Genomic DNA, 17155 nt, shown 5'->3' on the forward strand with positions numbered 1-17155 from the left:
AAAGACATGACGATGCGCGCGCTGACCCTGATCGATACGCGGCCGGATTATGGGGGCGTCGTACTGGACGACCGGCCACAGCCGGAGCCGGCCGCCGGCGAGGTGATCGTGAAGGTCTGCGCGGCCGCCGTCACCTTCGTCGACCTGCTGATGTCGCGCGGCGGCTATCAGTTCAAACCGTCCCTGCCATACGGGCTCGGGTCCGACTTCGCGGGCGAGGTCGTGACGGGTGGAGAGCGCTTTTCGGCGGGCGCGCCGATCATCGGCATGCATCGCGGCGGCGCCTTTGCGGAGTATATCGCGGTTCCGGAGCGGGATTTGATGCCGAAGCCGGACCGTTGGTCGTTCGAGACCGCGGCCGGCTTTGGCCAGGCCTATCTGACCGCCTATGTCGCGCTGGTGCGACACGCCCATCTGCGGCGCGGGGAATGGCTCCTGGTTCACGGCGCATCGGGCGGGGTGGGTCTGGCCGCGGTCGACCTCGGCATGCGCATGGGCGCGAAGGTCATTGCCGCCTCCGCCTCCGAAGAGAAGCTGGCCGCGATCGAGCGGCTGCACGCGCCCACCGCCGTGCTGAACGTCAGAGGCGGCTTTCGCGAGGCGGTGAAGGCGCTGACGGGCGGCGGCGCTGACGTCGTTTACGATCCGGTCGGCGGCGCGGTATTCGAGGAGAGCCTGCGCTGCACCGCCTATCATGGGCGTGTGCTGATCGTCGGCTTTGCCGGCGGCACTATCCCTTCGGTGCCGATGAACTATCCGCTGATCAAGGGTCTGCAGATCATCGGTGTGCGGGCCGGCGAATATGGTCGCCGCTTCCCGGACCATGCGCGGGAGGATCGTGCCGCGCTGGCGACTATCGCGGCAGAGGGCGCTGCGCGGCCGCATGCCTATGCAGCGTTCCCGCTCAGCGAGTGGCGCCGCGCCTTTGCCATGGTCGAGGACCGTCAGGTGGTGGGGCGAGTGATCCTGCTGCCCTGACGGGATCGGAATTCAGGTCCGGCTCCGTTCCGCCTCCGCCGCGCGAAACACGTCCGCGAACATCTCCGGCGTCAGGCGGCCCGTGTTCGTGTTGTAGCGGCTGCAATGATAGCTATCGATCAGGATGCGTCCGTCGGGCAGTTCGTGGCGGGCGCCGTGGCCGAACTTGAAATGCGATTGGGTCAGGCCATAGGTTTTCAGCGTCGACTGATGGGCGATCTGCCCAAGGGCGATCAGCACTCGAACATTCGTCAACGTTTCGAGCTGTCCTATCAGGAAGGGGCGGCAGGTCTTGATCTCTGCCGGCGTGGGCTTGTTCTGCGGCGGCACGCAGCGCACCGCGTTGGAGATAAAGGCCCCCTTCAGACGGTAACCATCGTCCGGGCGGGCGTCGTAGCGCCCCTGCGACAGGCCGAACGCATCGAGCGTCGCAAACAGGAGATCGCCCGCGAAGTCGCCCGTGAACGGACGGCCCGTGGCATTGGCGCCGCGAAGGCCGGGCGCGAGGCCGACGAGGCATAGCCACGCGTTCGGATCGCCCCAGCCCTTCACCGGCGCATTGTACCAGTCGGGATGCTTTTCCTGCTGCTCCTCCCGAAAGGCGACGAGGCGCGGGCAAAGGGGGCAGTCGCGCGGCGGCTGCGGCAGATCGGCAAGGGTCGGCATGGTGGGGGAGGTAGAGACTGACGAGGTGGGCGGCAAGAGCGGTCCGCTGCATGCGTCCGGCAATGGGCATGGCGGACGGCGCCGCGCCTGCTAAGACCCGCGCCATGACCATCCTGATCGCGCTGGGATCCAACAGGGCGCACAGCCGTCACGGTTCACCCCCCGCCATTCTCGACGCGGCGCTGGCGGCGCTTGCGGACCGGGGCGTCGGCATCGTGGCCCGCTCCCGCATTCACGGCACAAAGCCGCTGGGACCGGGTGGCCGCAACTATGCCAATATGGTGGCGGTCGTGGAGACGCGCCTGCCGCCGCATGCGCTTCTCGACGCGCTGCACCGGGTCGAGACCGAGTTCGGACGCCGGCGGCAGCGGCGCTGGGGCCCGCGCGTGCTCGACCTCGACCTTCTTGCCTATGGAGTGGAGGTCCGACCGGATCCGTTCATCTGGCGCGCTGCGGCGAGGGCGGCGGCCGACGGGGGCGGCGCGTTTGTCCCGCGCGGCCTCGTTCTGCCGCATCCGCAGATGCACCGGCGGCCCTTCGTGCTGGCGCCGGCGCTGGAGGTGGCGCCGGACTGGCAGCATCCGGTCTTTGGCCTGACGGTGCGGCAGATGGCGGCGCGGCTGAAGATCCGCACGCCGGGGTCAAAGCCCGCCGTTGACCCGGGCGCCGCCCCTGCCTAGTAGCACGCCACCGAGGCGGCCCGGCCCAGAAGGCTCTGGCCCGCCCCGCGCGGCACATCGTCGTGGGCCCTTAGCTCAGTCGGTAGAGCAACTGACTTTTAATCAGTAGGTCGCTGGTTCGAACCCAGCAGGGCTCACCACCTCCGTTCGTGCCTTCTCTCCCCTAAAAATCGTAGGAGAGGGTGGCGAAGATGTTGCGGTCCTCTCCGACGAAGCAGTCTCCGCGCGCCAGGCAGGCGGCATAATAGTCCTCACCAAAGAGATTGGTGGCGTTGACCGACAGGCGCCATTGTTCCCAGCGAAGCTCCGCCAGCGCGTCGACGAGCGTGTTGGACGGTGTGCGGAGTCCGTCCGGGAAGGCTGCGCCGTAGGAGAAGTTCTCGCCCACATGGCGGACGCCGGCGCCGAAGCGCAGGCTGGCGCCGTTTCCAACGAAAAAGGTCTTCGTGCCCCACAGGGACGCGACTGTCTTCGGAACATTGTCGAGCTGGCGCCCGGTGGCGTCGTCTTCCGCCTCATTATAGCTGTAATTGGCGATGATGTCGTAATTGTCCGGCAGGCGCCGCGTCGCCTCGACCTCGATGCCGCGGGAGGAGGCGGTGCCGATCTGGATCTGCTCCAGCGGATTGTTCGGATCGGACACGGGCCGGTTCGATTCCTCAATGTCGTAGGCCGTCGCGGTGATGATGGTGGCCGCATCGGGATGGAATTTCACCCCGGCTTCGTACTGGCGTCCGCGCTTCGGAATGAAGGGGCTGCCGTCCGCCGTGGTGCCGGAAATGATCTCGAAGGATTCCGTGTAGCTGAAGAAGGGCGAGACGCCGGGCACGATCTCGCCAATGATGCCGGCGCGGAAGGAGGTGGCGCCGTGATCAACGGTGCCCGCTCCCGCCGCCTTCGTGTTCACCTCGTCCCGGCGGACGCCGAGGACGACCGACACGCGGTCCCAGAAACGCACCTGATCCTGAAAATAGAAGCCGAGCTGATCCTGTGCGACATCGGTGAAGCTGGCCGTTTCCGGGTTCGGCAGACCGCCATCATAGTCGGGGATGGCGTCGTAATCGATGTCGTAGATATCGATTACGGTGGAGCCGTAACTCGCCGTCTTCAGAACCTCGTTCCAGCTATAGTCGACGCCTGCGAGAAGCGTGTGCTCGACATTGCTACCCGTTCCCAGCTTCCACTGGAGGTTGTTGTCCGTCGAGAAGACGTTCAGTTCCGCATAATTGCCCGAGGCGGTCAGTTCGATCTGGCGCTGTTCGTCGTCGAGATAAGGATTGAGCGGATTCCCGTAGCTGTTGGGATAATGCGAGAAATAGGTGAGGTCGCTGTCGATGTAGCGCGCCTTCACGCTGAGGGTGACATCCTCGTTGAAGCGGTGCTCGACGAGGCCGGTGCCCTGCGCCAGGCGGCCGTCATACCGGTCCCAGCCCGGCTTTCCGACGAACAGGTCGTTCGGAAGCTGCCCGTTCGGGTTGGGAAGCAGCGTGCCGACGAGGGGCGGGAACTGCGATACGGAGCCGCCGTCATCCTCCTGGTAAAGGCCGATCAGCGTGACGTCGGTGTCGGCAGTGGGTGCCCAGCGCACGGACGGCGCCAGCATGACGCGGTCGTCCTGGATGAAATTCGTCTGCGTATCGGCATCGCGAAAGCGGCCGACGACACGCGCGCCGAGATTGTCGGCTGCGGCGACATCGATGTCCGCGAGGATCTCCTTTCGATCGAAGGAGCCGTATCGTACCGCGACTTCACCGCCGGTTTCGAAGGTCGGAACCTTCGACACGAGATTGACGAGGCCGCCGATGGAACCGTTGCCGAACAGGACGGAGGCAGGGCCGCGGACGATCTCCACGCGGGAGAAATTATACGGGTCGGCACGGATGCTGGCGTAAAAGCTGTAGATGTCGCGCATGCCGTCGCGGAACTGCAACGGCGAGATGCCGCGAATTCGCGTGCTGTCGACCCGGCCGTCGGGTCCGAAGGCGTTCGCGACCGCGCCCGACGCATAGCGAAGCGTGTCGGCGATCGAGACGGCGCCCTGCGACAAATAGGTGTCATCGGTGATGATGGTGATCGGCTGGGGTGTCTCGATCAGCGGCGTTGCTGTTTTCAGGCCAGCCGTTTCGTCCAGCCGGGTCCCGGTGACGATGATCTCCTTCGCATCGCTCTCACTGCGCGGAGGACCCTGATCCTCTGCGAGCGCCGGCACGGCGAGAGAAGCGGCGGCCGCGGCCAGAAGCAACTTGGTTTTCATGACATCCCTTTTGCGAATAATTATCAATTCGCCGGCCGAGTAGGAAAAATGCCACTCACTCGCAATAGCAAAGATCGTATTGACCTTCGGAATTCTGCGGTAGGTTAATATGAAGTGGGAGGGGAAATGAGCCGACTCGCGAATCTTGAGGTCCGGGGTGCGGCTGACCAGATGGCTGCCGCACCCCGGCCTGTTTCTGTTGCCATCGCGCGGCGCGGCGTCTATCAGCACGCGCGACTTGAGAATGCGTATCAACCGCATTCAAGAAACGGGGATAGCCTTATGTTCGGTCTCGGTCATTCGCGAAACAATAGGGAGCGCCTCCATTGTGGCGGGCGGCGGCCGTAATGGATCTTGTGCTGCCATTGCTGCTGATCGTGCTGTCCGCCGGGCTGCTTCGGTACAGTTGGGGGCTGCCGCAGCGATCCGGGCCTCTGAACGCGGGCGCGTGGCTTATCGGCGCTGCCGCCCTGTTCGTCCTGACCCGCCGTGACGGTGCATGGGGCCTCTCCGTCGGCCTGTCGGCGGCGCTGGTCGCCACCGTCATCCTGCTTGGCTGGGCGGCGATACGCAGTCCAGGGCGGCGAGCGCAGGAGCGGGGGCCGGAGCGCGCAACGGAGCGGGCGACGCGCGTGCGCGGCAATTTCACGCCGGAGCCGACCGCGCTGGGTCGCCGTTCTGCCTGGTTCCTGCTTTCCGTACCCGGCGCGGCCGGCGCGGCGCTCCTCTGGGCGGTGGCGGGACAGGGGCTGGCGCGGGCCGGGGGGTGGCACTCGGCCGACAGCGGCGCCCTGCCGTTTCTGCTGATGCCGACGGTCTGGGGCCTGCTGGCGGGCGGCATGCTGATGGCGTCCGGCCTGCGCGGCGGGCTGTTCTGGCTGATCGCCGCGTCGATACCGGCCGCTGCGATCCTGATGCTGACGATCTGATGTTCTGGGGACGGTCCATGACAGGCGAAACGAGCGACAAGCGTAGCGGCGGCGGGCGCGGGGAATCCAGCGATGCGCGGGGGTTGGTGACGCGTTCGCTCGGCGCGCATGGCGCCATCGGGCTGCTGGCCGGCGCGATGCTGTACCTCGTCTGCCTATCGGGCATGCTGGTCGTCGTGCACCATGAATGGCAGCGTTGGGAGCAGCCGGACATCGCCGAGATGGAGGCGTTGTCGCCAGCGGCGATGCAGCGGGCGATGGGCGAGATGCTGGCCGCGGAACGCGCCGAGGGACTGTCGCCGACGACTCATCTTTATCTCGCCACGCCGGCGGAGGATATGCCGCGCGGCATCGTGACCACGGACCATGGGGGCGCCTATATCGGAGAGGATGGGTCGCTCCAGGGACCGGAGGCGACGCCATGGACCCAGTTCCTGATCGACATGCACTATTATCTGCACCTGCCGTCCGTGTGGGGCATGACGCTGGTGGGCGCTCTGGGCGCGATGATGGTGGCGTTGGCGCTGACTGGGGTGCTGGCGCATCCGCGCATCTTTCGCGACGCCTTTCGCATGCGCGTGCGGGGGCAGGCGCGCGTTGCCTTGACTGACATTCACAACCGGCTGAGCGTCTGGACGTTGCCGCTGGCGACCGCCGTGTCCCTGACGGGCGCGATCATCGGCCTGTCCATCGTCACCAGCTTCACGGTCGCAGGCACCTGGTTCGGCGGCGACCAGACACAGGTCTATACCCCCATATTCGGCGGCGAAGCGGCGCCCGACCCCGCTCCGGCGCCGTTGCCGGATGTCGCCGCGGCGCTGGAGGATGCAGCCGCGCGCATGCCGGACGTCGTGCCGGGCCTCGTCATCGCGCACGACCCCGGAACAGCTGGACAACATGTGCAGGTCATGGGCGCGCACGAACGCCGGCTGATCTTTGGCGAATATTATAATTACGACGCGGCGGGGAATTATGAGGGCCGCGCCGGTCTGGCGGATGGAGCGCTCGGACAGCAGGCGGCCTCAAGCGTCTACAGGCTGCACTTCGGGAATTTCGGCGGTCTGCCGATCAAGCTGGTCTATGTGCTGCTGGGGCTTGCGATGACGGTGATCTCGGGCTCCGGCGTGTCGATCTGGCTGGCGAAGCGGCGGCAGAAGGGCCTGCCGGCCGAACGCATGCAGGGCGCCTGGTCGGCGCTGGTCTGGGGCGCTCCCGCCCTGATTGCCGCCGCCGCCGGTCTGCGGCTGATCGGGGGAGCGACACTGCCGCTGACGGCACTGTTCTGGGCCGCGCAAATTCTGCTCGTCGGGATTGGTATCTGGCGGCCGGCCATCATCGGGCGCGGCCTGCGAGGGCTGCTTGCCCTGCTGCTGCTGCTCGTGGGATCGGGACATGCGCTTGCGCATCCCGGCGCATCGCAGGCGGCCCTCATCCTTGATGGTCTCATTATTCTCAGCGGACTGCTTTGCGCGCTGTCGCTGCGGCGCGCCGGGGCAGGCAAGGCGCTGGTCAGCACAGGGAAACCGGCCGGGTCGCCCGCCTGATGCGCGGGGTTCGCGCCGATATGACTGGCGCGGCGCAGGCGAGCGGCCTACATGGCGGCGAATGTCTTCCTCCCGTAAAAGCAAAGTCCCCCGCGCATCGCGTCCGGCGGCCCGCCTGGCGGCCGTGCAGGCGCTGTATCAGCGCGACATGAGCGGCGCGCCGGTTCCCCTGCTGCTGCGCGAATTTCACGAACATCGGCTTGGCCGCGAGATCGAGGGCGGCGAATTCGCCGACGCGGATGCCGACCTTTTCGACGATATCGTCTCTGGGGTGGCGCTGAGCGAAGAGACGCTGGACGAGACCATCGCCGGTTCGCTGGCGTCCGGCTGGACGCTCGACCGCCTGGACCGGCCGATGCGCCAGATCCTGCGCTGCGGCATCTACGAACTCAGCCAGCGCCTCGACGTGCCGACCGGCGCAGTCATCAACGAATATGTCGACATTGCCAAGGCGTTCTACGAGCCGCCGGAGCCGGCGTTCGTAAACGGCCTGCTCGATGCGGTGGCGAAGAAGGTGCGCGCCGCCTAGCGGGGGCGTCCTGCCATGCGCGAGAGCGAGATCGTCGAGCTTCTGCGCCAGGTGGCGACGGGCGGAGCGGCGCGGGGTCTTGCCGACGATGCCGCCGTCTGGAGCCCGCCGCTGGGCCGCGAGCTGGTGCTGACGCACGATATCGTCGCGGCGGGCGTGCACTATCTGCCGGGCGACGATCCCTCCGACATCGCATGGAAACTGGTGGCGGTGAACCTGTCCGATCTTGCGGCCAAGGGCGCGGTGCCGGCAGGGGTGCTGCTGGGCCTCTCCCTCGGCGACGAGGACGAGGCATGGCTGCGGCGCTTTGCCGGGGGCCTTCACCGGGTTCTGTCGGATCATGGAACGGCGCTGTGGGGCGGCGATACGGTACGCAGCGGCGGCCAGGCGTCGCTGGGCTGTACGGCCGTCGGCCATGTGCTGCCGGGTTCGGCGCTGGCGCGGGCAGGGGGCAGGGACGGCGATCTCCTTTTCGTGACCGGCACGATCGGCGATGCGGGTCTGGGCCTTGCAGCGCGGCGCGGAGAGGCGCCCGGCGATGCCTATCTGGAGCGGCGCTACCGCCTGCCCATGCCGCGCCTGGGCTTTGGCAAACGGCTGGCGGAAAGCGGCGCGCATGCCGCGATGGACGTCAGCGACGGTCTGCTGATCGACGCCGCGCGGATGGCGGCAGCGAGCGGACTGGCGGCCGAGATCGACTGTAAGGCGGTGCCGCTGTCGCAGGCGGCGGCGGCGCGCCTGCCGGCCGGCGATACGGGACGGCTCGCCGCCGCGCGGGCGGGAGACGATTACGAGATCCTGCTGGCGGCGCCGGCACAGGCTGAAGCGGCGCTTAGGGCGGCTGCGGCTACGGACGCCCTGCCGCTGACGCGCATCGGACGACTGCGCTTGGGGGCCGGGCTTTGCGTGCTGGGCACGGAAGGCCGCGCGATCGATCCGGGTCCGCTCGGCTACGAGCACTAAGGCGCGGGGCTTCCCCCGGTTTTTGCCGACTTGACGGGGCCGGATTTGCCCTTACCAATTTGCAGGTCAGACAAGGGAGGCGTCGACAGAACGCCCCCTGGTCCTTGGGAACATGTGCCCGGGGTTCCCGCCTCGGGCCGGTAGGGGGTTACCGGTTTATGGATATCGTCGTCGTCGCGATTCTATGCGGCCTGGCCGCCGTCCTTTACGGCATCGTCACATCGCGGTCCGTCCTGTCCGCGTCGAGCGGATCGGCCCGGATGGTCGAAATTGCCGCCGCCATTCAGGAGGGGGCAAAGGCCTATCTGGGCCGGCAATATACGACCATCGCGGTGGTCGGGATCGTCATGGCGGTGCTGGTGTTTCTGTTCCTGGGCGCCATTCCGGCAGCCGCCTTCGTAATCGGCGCGGTCCTGTCCGGCGTCACCGGCTTCATCGGGATGAACATCTCCGTCCGCGCCAATGTCCGTACGGCGCAGGGGGCCAGCGAATCGCTGCAGCGCGGGCTGAGCCTGGCGTTCAAGTCGGGTGCAGTGACGGGCATGCTGGTGGCGGGCCTTGCGCTGCTGGCCATCGCCGGCCTCTTCTACGCGCTGGTCAATATCGTCGGCTACGCGCCGAACGACCGCGCCGTCATCGATGCGCTGGTGGCGCTGGCCTTCGGGGCTTCGCTGATCTCCATCTTCGCGCGCCTCGGCGGCGGGATCTTCACGAAGGCCGCCGATGTCGGCGCCGACCTCGTCGGCAAGGTGGAGGCGGGCATTCCGGAGGACGATCCGCGAAACCCCGCCGTCATCGCCGACAATGTGGGCGACAATGTCGGCGACTGCGCCGGAATGGCTGCCGACCTCTTCGAAACCTATATCGTCACGGTGGGCGCGACCATGGTGCTGACGGCGCTGCTGCTGGGCAGCGGCCTGACGAGCAATTTCCTATATGGGCTGATGGCGCTGCCGCTGATCATCGGCGGCGTCTGCATCCTGACCTCCATCGTCGGCACGGTCTTCGTGCGGCTGGGCGGCAAGCAGAGCATCATGGGGGCGCTCTACAAGGGCTTCATCGTTACGACGCTGCTGTCCATTCCGGCGCTTTACCTCGTCACGCAATGGGCGCTGGGCGGCGACATGTCGGCGCCCATCGGCGCCGCGGCGGCGACATCGCCGGCGGTTGACAATCCGGTCGCGCCGCAGGACCAGACGGTGCTGTCGATGAGCCCGTTCACGGGCATGGACCTGTTCTGGTGCATGATCGTCGGGCTGGTGATCACCGGCCTGATCGTCTGGATCACGGAATATTACACCTCCACCGAGTACCGGCCGGTGAAGTCCATCGCCGCTGCGTCCGTGACCGGCCACGGCACGAACGTCATTCAGGGGCTTGCCATCAGCCTGGAGGCGACTGCGCTGCCCACGCTGGTGATCTGCATCGGCATCATCGCGGCCTACACGCTCGCCGGTCTGATCGGCATCGCGTTTGCCGCCACATCGATGCTGGCGCTGGCGGGCATGGTGGTGGCGCTCGACGCCTATGGCCCCGTCACCGACAATGCCGGCGGCATTGCGGAGATGGCCGGGCTGGACGACAGCGTGCGGACGCGCACCGACGCGCTCGATGCGGTGGGCAATACGACGAAGGCGGTGACGAAGGGCTATGCCATCGGATCGGCGGGCCTTGCCGCGCTGGTGCTGTTCGGTGCCTATACCACGGACCTCGACACTTATTTCGCCAATGTTGAGGTGGATTTTGCGCTGTCCAATCCCTTCGTGGTCGTCGGACTGCTGCTGGGCGCGCTGCTGCCCTATTTGTTCGGTGCGATGGGCATGACGGCCGTCGGCCGGGCGGGCGGCGAGGTGGTGCGAGAGGTGCGCGAGCAGTTCCGAAGCAATCCCGGCATCATGGCCGGCACATCCAAGCCCGACTATGCCCGCACCGTCGATCTGGTCACGAAGGCGGCGATCAAGGAGATGATCCTGCCATCGCTGCTGCCGGTCCTGACGCCCATCGCAGTCTATTTCGTCATCGCCGCGGTCGCCGGGCAGCGGCAGGGATTCGCGGCGCTGGGCGCGCTTTTGCTGGGCGTGATCGTGTCCGGCCTGTTCGTCGCCCTGTCGATGACGTCGGGCGGCGGCGCATGGGACAATGCGAAGAAATATATCGAGGATGGCAACCATGGCGGCAAGGGGTCGGAGGCGCACAAGGCCGCCGTGACCGGCGATACGGTCGGCGACCCCTACAAGGATACCGCCGGTCCCGCCGTGAACCCGATGATCAAGATCACCAACATCGTCGCTATCCTTCTGCTCGCCGCGCTGGCGCACTGAGGGATCGGCGGTACGCTGACAGGGGAGGGACGTCCGCAGCCCAAAAAGGGGGAAAACGAGAACGGGCACCCGGCACCTGGGGCCCCGCCGTGTTCAACCGAGCGGCGGGGCCTTTTCATGTCGGCCATCGAGTTTCGGGTGCGTGAAGCGCCGACTCGTGCTATGATACCGATGTGGGACTTTCCGAGTGAAGGGAGGTTGCAGTGATTGAATCGCAAGCTCTGCCGCACGAGCTGATCCGCCAGCGCCGCGACTGGCGCGACGGCCTCTATACCACCAGCTACCGCAGCGAGGATGAGGAGACGCATGGTTCCTTGCTGAAACGCGGCAGCACCCTGTCCGGCGGGCACGGTCCGCTGGTCTGCTATGGCAGGATTTACGGCCGCGCCTCGGTTACGGTCCATTTCGAGGTTCACAGGCGCGGCGACGGGGACGACACCGTCTTTCGCGGTTTCGAATGGACGACCTATGAGATGAGCGGATACGCGGCGAACGGCGCTGCGGACCTGCACGGCTTCGATCCAGAGGGGCGAGAGCTCTGGATGACCATGCGTTCGGTTCGATAGCGTACGGGCAGCACCGTCTAGGACGAAGGTCCGTCCGGCCCGGAGACCGGGCGGTCCGACATGGCCGCTGCGCCGGGGGGCAGCGACCGCACGTTCACATCGCGCTGCGGATAGGGGATGGTGATGTCATTCTCCCTGAACAGCACCCATATGCGGTTCAGTATGGCGCTTTTCACATTGCCGACCCCGGCCTCCGCATCCGCGATCCAGCACAGAATGTCATGTTCGATGCGGAATTCGCCGAACTCTTTCAGCCAGACATTGGGCGCGGGGTCCTCCAGCACGCGCCGGGTTTCCTTGGCGGCCTGCAGCATCAGTTCCTGAGCGCGCTTCAGGTCGCAATCATAGCCGACACCCACCTCAATATGGATGCGGACATTGCGGTCCGAGTAGCTCCAATTCTCCACCCGCTCGGTCATCAGGACCTCGTTCGGGATCAGATATTCGATGCCGTCGCGCGTGATGATGGAGACGGCGCGAACGCCGATCTTGTTCACCCAGCCGAAGGACTGGTCGACGACGATGATGTCGCCCGGCTTTATCGACCGGTCGATCAGAAGGATCAGACCGGACAGAAGATTGCCGAACGTCTTTTGCATGCCGAAGCCGAGAGCGAGACCGAAGGCGCCGGAGAAGACCGCCAACGCGGTAAAATCGATGCCGAGAAGTTCGAGCCCGAGAAAGAAGGCGATGATGACGATGCCCAGGCCGGCCAGCTTCTGAAACAGCACGCGCTGCGACAGATCCAGCCGTGACGAATTGCCGATCTGCCGCCCCACAAGCTGCACGACGAAGCGCGAGACGGTATAGAGGACGAGGATGACGAGGATCGCGTTGAGGACGTCGAGCAGGCTGATGCGCCGCGACCCGATCCTGAGCGCGGCATTGTCGAGCGCGGTTACCAGCGGCTCCAGCCCGCCCAGCGAGGACGCGATGGAGGCAGTCGCCGTGAAGATGGCGAACAGGAAGGTGAGGGCGGTGCCGAAACCGACGAGGCGGCAGAGGACGTAGACCAGCCGTCCCACCGCGATGCCGATTGCGATCGCAATGAGCACGGTGCCGTAGAATCCGTAATCGGCGAGGCCGCGCCCGCCGATGAGGAGTGTCAACGAGGTCAGGATTCCGCACAGGCGCGGCGCATAGTCCGCCACCTGCTGAAAGGGTGCGGCGCCGCGTGCGCTGAGGACAGCGCGGATGCGGGGACCGACATAGCGCTGGACAAGCCGTCCGAGGAACCACGCCGCGGCGATGACGATCATGGCGACGATCAGCAGTTCCTGCCGCACCACGGTGTCGATGGGCAGCCCCTGCCGCGCGGCGAAAACCTGCATCTGCGAAAGGACGCTCACCGGCCGGTCATCGGGTCGCCGCGCCCCCGGCCGCACGCGCTCCGCTGCTGCCCGTCCGGGCGGCGTATCGGTCGAGGCCGGCGATGAGGTCGGCCTCCAGATCGCCGGCATCCTCGAGACCGCAATGGATGCGGATCGCCGGCCCGTCAGCCTCGAAGCGAGTGGCCGTCCGAAGCGGTGCGGGCTCGATCGGCAGGATCAGACTCTCGAACCCGCCGAAGGAGAAGCCGATGGAATAGAGCGCAAGGTCGTCGATGAGATGGCGCAGGTCCGCACGCTCTCCCCCCGCGAGGATGAAGGAGAAGATGCTGGAATAGCCGGCGAAATCCCGCTGCCAGAGCGCATGGCCGGGATCCCCCGGAAGACCGGGGCAGAGGACGCGCGACACCGCCGGATGGGCGCCGACCGCACGCGCCAGTCGCAGCGCGGTCTCGCCATGCTGGCGCAGGCGCGGCGCCAGGGTCCTGATGCCGCGCAGCGCCAGATAGACATCGTCGGGTCCGGCGGTCTGTCCGAGCCGCTTTGCCATGGCCTTCACGCGCGGCCAGTGGCCGGGCGCGGCGGTCACCGCGCCCATCATCGCGTCGGAATGGCCGACGATGAACTTCGTCAGCGACTGGACCTCAATATCGATGCCGCGCGCCATCGCCGGAAAGAGGAGAGGCGTCGCCCACGTATTGTCGAGGATCGTGGTAATCCCGCGCGCCTTCGCCGCCTCGACGATGGCGGGCACGTCCTGCACCTCGAAGGTGAGGGAACCCGGGCTTTCCATATAGATGGCGCGTGTGGTCTCGCGGATACGCTCCGCAATGCCGGCGCCGATCCGGGGATCGTAGAACTCGACCTCCATGCCCAGCGGCTTCAGGAGGCCCTGCGCCAGCCCGCGCGTCGGTTCGTAAGCGCTGTCGGGAAAAAGGATGTGCCCGCCCGGCCGCGCAACGGTGAGGAGGGCGCCGGAAATGGCGGCAACGCCCGAGGGGAATAGCTTCGTGCCGGCGGCGCCGGGATCCATGCCAGTCAGCGCCTCCTCCAGCGCCCAGATGGTCGGCGTTCCCTGCCGGCCGTAAAGAAGGCCGCTATCGGGATCGGCCCGCCGGGCGTCGAAGTCCCCGAGGGTTTCAAATGTGCAGGTGGAGGCGTGATAGACGGGTGGATTGACGATGCCCTGGGTCAGCGCCGGGCGCCGTCCCGCCCGCACGAGCTGCGTGCGCACATCGAAATTATCGTCCGCGCGAGCCACTCCATTCGCGTCTTTGCTGCCTGCTTCCCTGTGCGTCACGCCGTCCCTTTTTACTGTCCTGTCGGTTTCGTCGGTCATGCCGGCCCGACGGCCTTTTCCGTGTCCGGCGCGCTGCCCCACTCGGACCACGAGCCGTCGTAGAGAGCCACGTCGGACGCGCCGATGCGGTGCAGCGCGAAGGAGAGTACCGCCGCAGTGACGCCCGATCCGCAGGTGGTGACGACCGGGCGGCCGGGATCGATCCCGGCGTCCTCGAACAGCGCACGCATCTCCGCCTCCGACTTCCAGGTTCCGTCATCATTGAAAAGCCGGTCATGCGGAAGGTTGCGCGCGCCCGGCATGTGACCGGCCGCGACGCCCGGACGACTTTCCGGCTCCTTTCCCGTGAAACGAGCGGCGGGGCGGGCGTCGACCGTCTGTTCGCTGCCGGTCTTCAGGTTTTCCTTCATATCGTGCAGATCGCGAACGGCGCCTTCGTCCTTCCAGACGGTGAAATGGCGATGCCGGACGCTGGTCTTGCCGCTGTCGAGCGGACGCCCCTCCTCCCGCCATTTGGCGAGGCCGCCATCCAGAATCGCGACCTCATGCGCGCCGAACGTCCTCAGCATCCACCATGCGCGCGCGGCGCTTTTCAGCGGACTGTCGTCATATACAACGATGCGGCTGCCATCGCCGAGGCCGAGAGCCTGCATCCGGCTGGCGAATCTTTCCGGCGCCGGCAGCATGCCGGGAAGCGGCGACTCGGGATCGGCCAGCTGCGACAGGTCCATGAAGACGGCGCCGGGAATATGCGCGGCCTCGAAGCGCGGGCGCGCATCCTGGTCCAGGAAATAGGTCGCGTCGACGATCCGAAGATCGGGCGTCTCCATCTCCTCGGCCAGCCACTGAGTCGATACCAGCGAGTCCATGCCGCGTCTCCCTCCGTCTCGTCCGCGGACGGTGCCGGGACCCGCCCAGCATTAACGGCGCGCTTCCGGCCACGCTAGGGCGATGCCGGGCGGCGGATCTGGCCGCTGGCGGGCGGCGGCAGGCCGCACTATCTGGCGAAACATGGAACCGAAATTTCTTGGCCAGGACAGCCCTCTGCCCACCTCTCCGGAGCAGGCGGGCCTCGACTATGTCCCCAATCCCCGCACCGGCGAGCGCTATCTGGTACGCTTCGCCGCACCGGAGTTCACCTCCCTGTGTCCGGTCACGGGCCAGCCGGATTTCGCGCATCTGGTCATCGACTATGTGCCGGGCGAGACGATCGTGGAGTCGAAGTCGCTGAAGCTGTTTCTCGGCAGCTTTCGCAATCACGCGGCCTTTCATGAGGACTGCACGGTCGGGATCGGCCGGCGGTTGGCGGACGAGATGAAGCCGGAATGGCTGCGCATCGGCGGCTATTGGTATCCCCGCGGCGGCATTCCCATCGATGTGTTCTGGCAGACCGGCGCGCCGCCTGCGGATGTCTGGGTGCCAGATCAGGGCGTGGCGCCCTATCGCGGGCGGGGATAGGCGCGCGCGTCGAGCTTGCGGGGTCGATGCTGGTCCTTTCGGGGGTCGACCCTCCCCCGTCCCCTCCCTGAAAGGGACGGGTTAGGGGAGGGTGGAGAGCGCCCGCGTCAGGGAATGCCGATCAGCTTGTGGGTCTGTAGGCTCAGCCGCCATTTGGGATGATCCATGCAGTAGCGCGTGGCGGCCGCGACGTTTTCCGCCTGCTGCGGGCTATCCATCGGCTGCAGGAAAAAATGGTCGAAGGCGAGGTGTTCGAACTGAGCGGGGTCGTTTTCGGGCTGCGGATAGACGAGTTTCAGCTCGTTGCCGCTGCGCTGCTTCAGCGGCTCGGCAGCCTTGGGGCTGACGCAAATCCAGTCGAGGCCGGCGGGGGCGGGGACGGTGCCGTTGGTCTCGACGGCGATCTCGAACCCGCGCCGGTGCAGCGCCTCGATCAGCGGCGTATCGAGTTGCAGGAGCGGTTCGCCGCCGGTGCAGACGGTCAGGCGGTGTTCGCGGCTGTCGCCCCAGGTCCTCTCCACCGCATCCGCCAAGGCGTCGGCATCCGGAAAACGTCCGCCCCCCGGACCGTTCATGCCGACGAAATCGGTATCGCAGAAGCGGCAAACCGCACCCGCCCGGTCCTGCTCCCGCCCGGTCCACAGATTGCAGCCGGCAAAGCGCAGAAAGACCGCGCGGCGGCCGGCCTGTCCCCCCTCTCCCTGAAGCGTCGGGAAAATCTCCTTGACGGCGTAGCTCATACCCGAACCTTCAGGCGTAGCGCGTTGGGTCGGGAAGGCCCGCTTCCACGAAGCCCTTGTGCCGCAGACGGCAGGCATCGCAGCGGCCGCAGTGCAGGGCCTCCCCGCCGCGCATGACCGGATCGTAACAGGTCCAGGTGGCGCCGGCATCGACGCCGAGCCTGTCCGCCAGCCGGGCAATGCCGGCCTTGTCGAGGTCGAGGAGGGGCGTGCGTATGCGAAACGCCTCTCCCTCGTCGCCCGCCTTCGTCGCCTTCTCCGCCAGCGATTCGAAGCCGCGGATGAACTCCGGCCGGCAGTCCGGATAGCCGGAATAATCAAGCGCGTTGACGCCGATATAGATGTCGCGCGCACCCGCAGCCTCCGCCCATGCAAGCGCAACGGAGAGAAACACCGTGTTGCGCGCGGGCACATAGGTCGGCGGTATGACGCTGTCGGACATCTTGCCGTCCCCCTTCGGCACGGGCATGTCGCTGGTGAGCGACGACCCGCCGAAGACGCTGAGATCGAGCGGGAGAACGACGTGCCGCACGGCGTCGCAGGCGGCGGCGGCGCGCGCGGCCGCCTCCAGCTCCACACGGTGACGCTGATTGTAGTCGATGGTGAGCGCCAGCACATCGAACCCGTCCGCGCGCGCGGATGCGGCGCAGGTGGTGGAATCGAGGCCGCCGGAAAGCAGCACAACCGCTTGTCGTCTGGTCATGGGGCCGCGATAAGCCTCCCCGGGTGCAGGGGCAAGTCGGGGAAGATCCACGGACGGCCTGGAGACGATGTCAAAAAAAGAGGCCGCCGACAGTTTGAAACCGTCACAGGCGGCCCTTTAAGTCTGGGCCTGTTACGGCCAAAGGGGAGTTGACGTGCACCCGATCGCTCGCGTGACGAGAATCGTGGTAACGGCT

At 66.7% G+C, this 17155-nt stretch carries 16 protein-coding genes and 1 tRNA gene; 10 read left to right on the forward strand and 7 right to left on the reverse strand.

The genetic code is table 11. The features are described from left to right. Nucleotides 1-12 precede the first annotated feature (12 nt). The gene (locus tag C725_RS08290; protein ID WP_008601854.1) at nucleotides 13-978 is read left to right on the forward strand and encodes an NADPH:quinone oxidoreductase family protein; all 966 of its coding nucleotides are present in this window, start codon (nucleotides 13-15) and stop codon (nucleotides 976-978) included. A 12-nt stretch (nucleotides 979-990) separates the two neighbouring features. Here C725_RS08290 and C725_RS08295 read toward each other — a convergent pair whose 3' ends face one another. Next, the gene (locus tag C725_RS08295) at nucleotides 991-1644 is read right to left on the reverse strand and encodes a uracil-DNA glycosylase (RefSeq protein WP_008601855.1); all 654 of its coding nucleotides are present in this window, start codon (nucleotides 1642-1644) and stop codon (nucleotides 991-993) included. 50 nt (nucleotides 1645-1694) lie between these two features. Between C725_RS08295 and folK the strand changes: the two genes are divergently transcribed. Continuing rightward, a complete protein-coding gene (gene folK, locus C725_RS08300) occupies nucleotides 1695-2324 on the forward strand; it encodes a 2-amino-4-hydroxy-6-hydroxymethyldihydropteridine diphosphokinase (protein WP_008601856.1) in 630 nt (209 codons plus the stop codon). Between the two features lie 64 nt (nucleotides 2325-2388). Next, nucleotides 2389-2464 (forward strand) — tRNA-Lys (locus C725_RS08305). Between the two features lie 23 nt (nucleotides 2465-2487). Here the strand turns inward: C725_RS08305 and C725_RS08310 are convergent. Then, nucleotides 2488-4578: a TonB-dependent siderophore receptor gene (locus tag C725_RS08310; RefSeq protein ID WP_038282536.1), complete on the reverse strand. Its 2091-nt coding sequence runs from the start codon at nucleotides 4576-4578 to the stop codon at nucleotides 2488-2490. A 347-nt stretch (nucleotides 4579-4925) separates the two neighbouring features. On the opposite strand from C725_RS08310, the gene C725_RS16405 reads away from it, so the two are divergent. The 6 genes from C725_RS16405 to C725_RS08340 all read left to right on the forward strand — a co-directional run bounded on the left by C725_RS16405 (nucleotide 4926) and on the right by C725_RS08340 (nucleotide 11430). Next, a complete protein-coding gene (locus C725_RS16405; RefSeq protein ID WP_008601858.1) occupies nucleotides 4926-5507 on the forward strand; it encodes a hypothetical protein in 582 nt (193 codons plus the stop codon). Nucleotides 5508-5524: 17 nt separating this feature from the next. After that, nucleotides 5525-7051 carry a PepSY-associated TM helix domain-containing protein gene (locus C725_RS08320; RefSeq protein ID WP_160165720.1) on the forward strand — a complete coding sequence of 509 codons (1527 nt, stop codon included), beginning with the start codon at nucleotides 5525-5527 and terminating at the stop codon, nucleotides 7049-7051. 61 nt (nucleotides 7052-7112) lie between these two features. Then, complete coding sequence (gene nusB / locus C725_RS08325; RefSeq protein WP_038282352.1) at nucleotides 7113-7580, forward strand: transcription antitermination factor NusB; 468 nt, start codon at nucleotides 7113-7115, stop codon at nucleotides 7578-7580. 15 nt (nucleotides 7581-7595) lie between these two features. Then, the gene (thiL, locus tag C725_RS08330) at nucleotides 7596-8543 is read left to right on the forward strand and encodes a thiamine-phosphate kinase (RefSeq protein WP_008601863.1); all 948 of its coding nucleotides are present in this window, start codon (nucleotides 7596-7598) and stop codon (nucleotides 8541-8543) included. Between the two features lie 158 nt (nucleotides 8544-8701). After that, nucleotides 8702-10864, forward strand: coding sequence for a sodium-translocating pyrophosphatase (locus C725_RS08335; RefSeq protein WP_008601865.1), 2163 nt, complete (start codon nucleotides 8702-8704; stop codon nucleotides 10862-10864). Nucleotides 10865-11067: 203 nt separating this feature from the next. Next, nucleotides 11068-11430 carry a hypothetical protein gene (locus C725_RS08340; RefSeq protein ID WP_008601867.1) on the forward strand — a complete coding sequence of 121 codons (363 nt, stop codon included), beginning with the start codon at nucleotides 11068-11070 and terminating at the stop codon, nucleotides 11428-11430. Nucleotides 11431-11447: 17 nt separating this feature from the next. Here the strand turns inward: C725_RS08340 and C725_RS08345 are convergent, their stop codons facing one another. From C725_RS08345 to sseA, 3 genes are all read right to left on the reverse strand, one after another. Further along, the gene (locus tag C725_RS08345) at nucleotides 11448-12779 is read right to left on the reverse strand and encodes a mechanosensitive ion channel family protein (protein ID WP_008601869.1); all 1332 of its coding nucleotides are present in this window, start codon (nucleotides 12777-12779) and stop codon (nucleotides 11448-11450) included. A gap of 7 nt (nucleotides 12780-12786) precedes the next feature. Beyond that, nucleotides 12787-14019 (reverse strand): cystathionine beta-lyase, encoded by a 1233-nt coding sequence (gene metC, locus C725_RS08350; RefSeq protein ID WP_008601871.1) that lies wholly within the window; start codon nucleotides 14017-14019, stop codon nucleotides 12787-12789. 74 nt (nucleotides 14020-14093) lie between these two features. Then, the gene (sseA, locus tag C725_RS08355; protein WP_008601872.1) at nucleotides 14094-14927 is read right to left on the reverse strand and encodes a 3-mercaptopyruvate sulfurtransferase; all 834 of its coding nucleotides are present in this window, start codon (nucleotides 14925-14927) and stop codon (nucleotides 14094-14096) included. Nucleotides 14928-15069: 142 nt separating this feature from the next. On the opposite strand from sseA, the gene queF reads away from it, so the two are divergent. Then, entirely contained in the window at nucleotides 15070-15516 is a 447-nt protein-coding gene (queF, locus tag C725_RS08360) for a preQ(1) synthase (RefSeq protein WP_008601873.1), read from the forward strand. Between the two features lie 107 nt (nucleotides 15517-15623). Here the strand turns inward: queF and queE are convergent, their stop codons facing one another. Beyond that, nucleotides 15624-16256 (reverse strand): 7-carboxy-7-deazaguanine synthase, encoded by a 633-nt coding sequence (gene queE / locus C725_RS08365; RefSeq protein WP_008601874.1) that lies wholly within the window; start codon nucleotides 16254-16256, stop codon nucleotides 15624-15626. Nucleotides 16257-16266: 10 nt separating this feature from the next. Beyond that, nucleotides 16267-16959, reverse strand: coding sequence for a 7-cyano-7-deazaguanine synthase QueC (gene queC, locus C725_RS08370; RefSeq protein ID WP_038282357.1), 693 nt, complete (start codon nucleotides 16957-16959; stop codon nucleotides 16267-16269). Between the last annotated feature and the right edge of the window lie 196 nt (nucleotides 16960-17155).

It is taken from the genome of Pacificimonas flava (genome assembly GCF_000342165.1).
Classification (GTDB): Bacteria; Pseudomonadota; Alphaproteobacteria; order Sphingomonadales; family Sphingomonadaceae; genus Pacificimonas; species Pacificimonas flava.